The organism is uncultured Thiodictyon sp. (genome assembly GCF_903828115.1).
In the GTDB taxonomy this organism is placed as follows: domain Bacteria; phylum Pseudomonadota; class Gammaproteobacteria; order Chromatiales; family Chromatiaceae; genus Thiodictyon.
The window spans coordinates 1-5,419 of sequence record NZ_CAIKKU010000108.1; the positions used below are offsets into that span (position 1 = coordinate 1).

General features: G+C 65.7%; 4 protein-coding genes and 1 pseudogene. 1 reads left to right on the forward strand and 4 read right to left on the reverse strand.

Going from position 1 to position 5,419, the window contains the following annotated elements; all coding sequences use genetic code 11:
• From QZY48_RS03980 to QZY48_RS03990, 3 genes and pseudogenes are all read right to left on the reverse strand, one after another.
• Positions 1-218 (reverse strand): annotated as a pseudogene (locus QZY48_RS03980) (transporter); the annotation flags it as partial.
• A gap of 109 nt (positions 219-327) precedes the next feature.
• Positions 328-1,338, reverse strand: a complete 1,011-nt coding sequence (locus QZY48_RS03985; protein ID WP_295428022.1) for an HAD family hydrolase — start codon at positions 1,336-1,338, stop codon at positions 328-330.
• A gap of 161 nt (positions 1,339-1,499) precedes the next feature.
• Complete coding sequence (locus QZY48_RS03990) at positions 1,500-3,077, reverse strand: arylsulfatase (protein WP_295428025.1); 1,578 nt, start codon at positions 3,075-3,077, stop codon at positions 1,500-1,502.
• Positions 3,078-3,381: 304 nt separating this feature from the next.
• On the opposite strand from QZY48_RS03990, the gene QZY48_RS03995 reads away from it, so the two are divergent.
• A complete protein-coding gene (locus QZY48_RS03995; protein ID WP_295428027.1) occupies positions 3,382-4,452 on the forward strand; it encodes a helix-turn-helix domain-containing protein in 1,071 nt (356 codons plus the stop codon).
• 350 nt (positions 4,453-4,802) lie between these two features.
• Here QZY48_RS03995 and QZY48_RS04000 read toward each other — a convergent pair whose 3' ends face one another.
• Positions 4,803-5,273, reverse strand: coding sequence for a copper chaperone PCu(A)C (locus tag QZY48_RS04000; protein WP_295428029.1), 471 nt, complete (start codon positions 5,271-5,273; stop codon positions 4,803-4,805).
• Between the last annotated feature and the right edge of the window lie 146 nt (positions 5,274-5,419).

Genomic DNA, 5,419 nt, shown 5'->3' on the forward strand with positions numbered 1-5,419 from the left:
GAGATCGGAATCACCGGTTGGAGGTTCAGCGTGTAGCGGCTGCCCCGGTCGTCCGGCCCGATGTTCTGCTCCCAATTCGACTGCAAGGGCACGCTGATCAGCGCAGCCACGGGATTGGACAGCTCCTTGGCGAGGGCCGCCGCATCGTCGGCGTCGGCAGCAGGAAGTCCCAGCAGGAGACCGGTGGCCAAGGTGATCCGCGTTGGTATCGGTTTCATTTGGTACCTCTTGCAATCACAGATTCCGAGCCGTCCGATCCACCTGCGGAGTCATTCCAGGCAGGTGCCAGTGCCGACGGACGAGTTTCGAGTAATTCAAGACGAAATCTCACTCATGACCACCGCCAGGTGTGCTCGGCGAGACCTCGGGTGCGACCGGGAAGACCCGGCTCCAGTCGCGTTTCATAGAGACCAGGGTCCAGCCCTTGGAACCGGCGTCGTCGAGCCCTTTAGAGAGGCGTCCAACATGGCTCTCCCTGTCGTAGGCGTACTCCCGCTTGCCGTCGTCGTGGTGGAGGATGAGTCCCAACCGCTTGCCGGCACCGGCAGTCGTCCATTCGAGCATCTGGTAGTCGCCGTCCGAATTGCCGAAGGCGAGGATAGGCCGGCGCCCGATATGTCGCTGGATGCCGACGGGCTTGCCCGCCTCGTCGTCGATGAACGCGACCTCCGGCTGACGCATCAGCACGGGCATGCCGTCTTGGACCTTGTATTGCATGGCGATCTGCGACCCGACAACCTGCTCCGGCGGGATGCCATAGACGCGCTCGGTCCAGGCGCGCATGAATTCGATCCCGCCGCCGGAAACGATGAAGGTCTTGAAGCCGTTGGCGCGCAAGTAGTCCAACAGCTCCAGCATGGGCTGGTAGACGACCTGGGTGTAGAGCCGGTCAAAGCGGGGGTGGCGCGCGGAGCTGATCCAGTCGCTGACGAGCCGCTCGAATTCCGTGGTGGTCATGTTTGCATGGGTGGCGGCCAGCAGCTTGGTCACGCCATCCATGCCGCTGGCCTTCAGTGCCTCCAGGTCGCCCGTGAGCACGGCCTTGAAGGGCTGCTCCTCCTGCCACTGCGGATGCGCGGGGGCGAGGGTCTTGATGCGGTCGATGACGTAGGCGAGTTGGGTGTACATGGGCTGCTCGACCCAGAGGGTGCCGTCGTTGTCGAAGACGGCGATGCGCTCGGCCGGGGGTACGAAGCTCGGGCTGCTTGCGGTCGTCACCTCTGTGACGAATGCGGTGATCGCGGTCTTGGTCGGTCCGTCCGTCCAGGACGGGAGCGGCTCGGCGCTCGCCAGCGTGCTGAAGGTGATGGCGATCAGAAGGGCGAAAAGGGTACGCATGTTGTCTCCTTGTTTGCTGTGGCTTCAGATTCAGCGATGGCGCTTCCCTGCGCCGCCGAAGGAGCAGACCCAACGGCTGCCCCTTCGATCAGGTCGTGTAAGGATCCCTGCCCGCTCGTCCTATGAAGCCGCGAACGGGCGGCTCCAGTGTCCAGTCAGGATCAGTGCGCGCCTGGACTGGTCAACTGCTCCATCACGTTGTCCAGGTTGAAGCTCCCGGCCTTCTGCCTGGGCGGGTACTCCTTGAAGGTCATCATGAACTTGCCGACGTAATCCTTTGCCGCGAGCAGCAGGAAGGACCGTTCCAGGAACCAGTCGTCATAGGTGTTGGAGGTCACCATGCCGCGCTCGTAGGGATCGCGGCGCAGGTTCTCGAGCAGCGGTACGCGCAGGTGCACGAAGGGCTCGCGCCAGGACTGGAAGGTTGCCTCCGCACGCTGCTCCAGGAAGATCGCCTTCCAGTCGTTGTAGCGCAGGGCGGTCATATCGCCGTCGTCGGAGAAGTAGAAGATCTCATGCCGCGGGCTCTTGTCCGTCTGGCCCGTCAGCATCGGAAGGATGTCGTAGCCGTCGAGGTGGACCCGGTAGTCGCGCCCGTTCGCCTGATAGCCGGTGAGGAGCTTCGCCTTGACGTCGGGTGCGCCCGCGATGGCCAGGAAGGTCGGCAGCCAGTCCATATGATGGACGATCTGGTTGCTCCAGGTGCCGGCCTTGATGTGCCCCGGCCAACGCACCATCGCGGGGACGCGCCAGCCGCCCTCCCAGTTGGTGTTCTTCTCGCCGCGGAATGGCGTCATGGCCGCATCCGGCCAGGTGTTCATGTGCGGGCCGTTATCGGTGGAGTAGAAGACGATGGTGTTGTCGGCAATGCCCAGTTCGTCGAGCTTCTTGAGGAACTTGCCGATGTGCAGGTCATGCTCGACCATGCCGTCGGAGTATTCGTCCTGCCCCGAGATGCCGCGCAGTTCCTGCTTGACGTGGGTACGGAAGTGCATGCGGGTGCCGTTCCACCAGACGAACCAGGGCTTGCCGGCCTTGGTCTGTTCATCGATGAAACCGAGCGCGCGTTCGGAGGTCTCGTCGTCCACCGTCTCCATGCGCTTCCTGGTCAGGGGGCCGGTGTCCTCGATCTTCTGGGTGCCGTCCGGCAGTGCCCAGGAATGGATGACGCCGCGCGGGCCGAAGCGTTTGCGGAACTCGGGGTCCTTCGGATAGTCCTCGTTCTCCGGCTCCTCCTCGGCGTTGAGGTGATAGAGATTGCCGAAGAACTCGTCGAAGCCGTTGTTGGTCGGCAGCATTGGATCCTTGTCGCCCAGGTGATTCTTGCCGAACTGCCCGGTCGCATAGCCTTGTGCCTTCAACAGGCCGGCGATGGTCGGGTCCTGGATCTGCATCCCCTCGTCAGCCCCAGGCATGCCGACCTTGGAGAGACCCGTGCGGAACACGCTCTGACCCATGATGAAGGAGGAGCGCCCGGCGGTGCAGGACTGCTCGCCGTAGTGGTCGGTGAAGGTCATGCCTTCAGACGCGATGCGGTCGATGTTCGGGGTCTGATAGCCCATCAGCCCATGGGTGTAGGTGCTGATGTTGGACTGGCCGATGTCGTCGCCCCAGACGACCAGGATGTTGGGTTTGTCGGCCGCCCCGGCGCAGGTCAGGGCTCCCAGCGCGGTCAGGGTCAGGCCGAGGGCGCCGAGTAAGCGGCGACGGCGTTGTCGCCGCGGATCTTCTTGTTGCATCATGTGAGTCCTCTCTAGGTTCAGGTTGAGAACAGGTGCGGTCACGCCTGGGCCAGGCGCGCTTTCCGCTCAGCGTTGACACCGGTGCCGATGCCGGGGCTGCGATGCCGTCGGTTTTGGCATCGTCTTGTTCCATCTCGGATGTCGGGGCCTGCTGGGCAGCGTGCGCCAGGGTCGCGGTTGCGGGCTCGTTGACCCGTCCGACGGGGCACCGGGCAGTCGCCGCAGGGACACCGAGGCGGAGAATACCTATCGTTTCACTAGGGTGCTATTCAGTTTGCGAAAAGAGACGGAGGTGGGCACAGTGTTTTCGGGCGCAGCTTCGACCGGGATCGATTCGACGGACGGGCGGGGCACCCCGTTGGCGTTGGCCGGCATCCAGGACACCGACGATCCCTGCTGCTGGGAGCGCAGCGGCCAGCCCTGGGAGGTCATCGGCACCCCGCTCGGCAGCGGGTCCTTTCGGATCCGCAAGGTCTTCCTCGCCACGCCCAACTGCATGCTTTACCGCGAGTCGTGCGCGACCCGGTTTCGGGTTCAGGCGCTCTCGCCCGCGGGGATGCTCGCCTGCGCGGTACCCGTCAAGCCGGGCAGTCAGACCTCGTACTTCAGACGGCCCTTGCACGAGCGTGGGTTGCCCGCCACCCTGCCCACGGGGCTGGAGGCGGTGCTCGACCAGGGCCAAGAGCATCTGCTGTTCCTGGTGCAGCGCTTGCTGCTGCGCCGGCACCTACCCCCGGAGCAGGTGGATCTGCTGGAGGCCGGGGCCGCGGCACGCGTGCTGCCCGCCTGTGCCGAGACCGTCCGGGGCCTGGGTCGTTGGCTGAACGGGGTCCTGACGCGCGTTCATGGAGCGCCGGAAATGCTCCGGTACCCCGCCGCCGTGTTCGCCCTGGAGCGGGAACTGGTGCTGGGATTCGCGGCGCGCGTCCTGCCGCCGGAGTGCCGCACCTTGCCGAAGCCGAAATCTCCGCGGCAGCGCGGCTACGACCGCGCAATCGAGGCGATTCGCGACGCGGACCTGACGACGTTGGACCTGGGCGGTTTGTGCGCCGCGGCGGGGGTGGGCGTCCGCGCTCTGGAGTATGCCTTTCGCGAGAATCTGGGCGTCTCCCCGGGGGCCTTCATCCGGCAGCTACGCCTCCATGCCCTGCGCCGGGCACTGCTCGCAAGCGCCGCGGGGGAATCGACGGTCACCGAGATCGCCTATCACCTCGGGTTCACCCAGCTTGGGCGCCTGGCTGCCCACTACCGCAGTGTCTTCGGCGAACCGCCCTCCAGCACCCTGGCTCGTCCCTTCCCGGGCGATTACCCGCCCTTCTGGATGGGGCACCCCGGCGGGACAAGAGGGGCCGTGGTCAACAATGTCCCGTAGCGAACGCGCCTTTCGGGCTATTTTCTCTTCCGTCACTGTCTCTTGGTACGCCTTGACCGCCCGCCGTATGGCTGGGAGGTGCCGGGTAGCCGGGCAGACCTGTGCCAGGCCGAGGCTACCACTCGCCCGATCGACGCGGATTTGATCGCAGAAGCCAAGGAGTATCTGATCGTCGAGCGGGTGACGCACCTGGATCAACTGCGCTTGAGTTTCCCGCGCCGGGCGGGGCATTCGCCTCGCCCGGAGGGTTTCGGCGGTCGCGCTGCGACGCCGCGGTGGCCTGCGACGCTGCGGCCGTTTGCGCGGCCCGTCGCGGCTGAAGCCGCTCCCACAACGAGTCCGCGTCAGGCTCAGTGGGCCATGGGTGCCATCGGTGCGGTCTCGATGGTGCGTACCGGGGCCTTCACCTGGGCCTGGCTGCCGTCGTCGAATGACAGGTCGAGCGCCACGGTGCCGCCGGGTGTGAGGTCGCCGTTCAGGCCGATCAGCATGACGTGCAGGCCGCCCGGTTTGAGCTGCACGCTCGCCCCGGCGGGGATGTCGATGCGCTCGATCTTGCGCATGCGCATGACGCCGCCGTCATTGGTGTGGGTGTGCAGCTCGACCGTCTTGGCCGCCGGGCTCTTGGCCGCGACCAGGGCGCGGGGCTGGTCGGAGGCGTTGCGCAGCGTCATGAACACGCCGCTGTTGGGCTGGCCGGGCGGGACGGCGCGGGCATAGGGGTCGCTGACGGTGACGGCGGCCGGGCCCGCGGCCCAGACCACGGGGGCCAGGGCGAGCAGGGCGACGGCGAACAGGGAACGGACGCGGGAACTGGACATGGCAGGGGGCTCCTTTCGGGTGGGTGGGTGACGGTGACGCTAAGCGTTGTCGTTGTCGTTGTCGTTGTCGTAATCGTAATTCGGAGAAGCGATGCAATTTGGGGTGCGTAGAGAATCGGGGATGCTACGATAACCTCGACAACGAC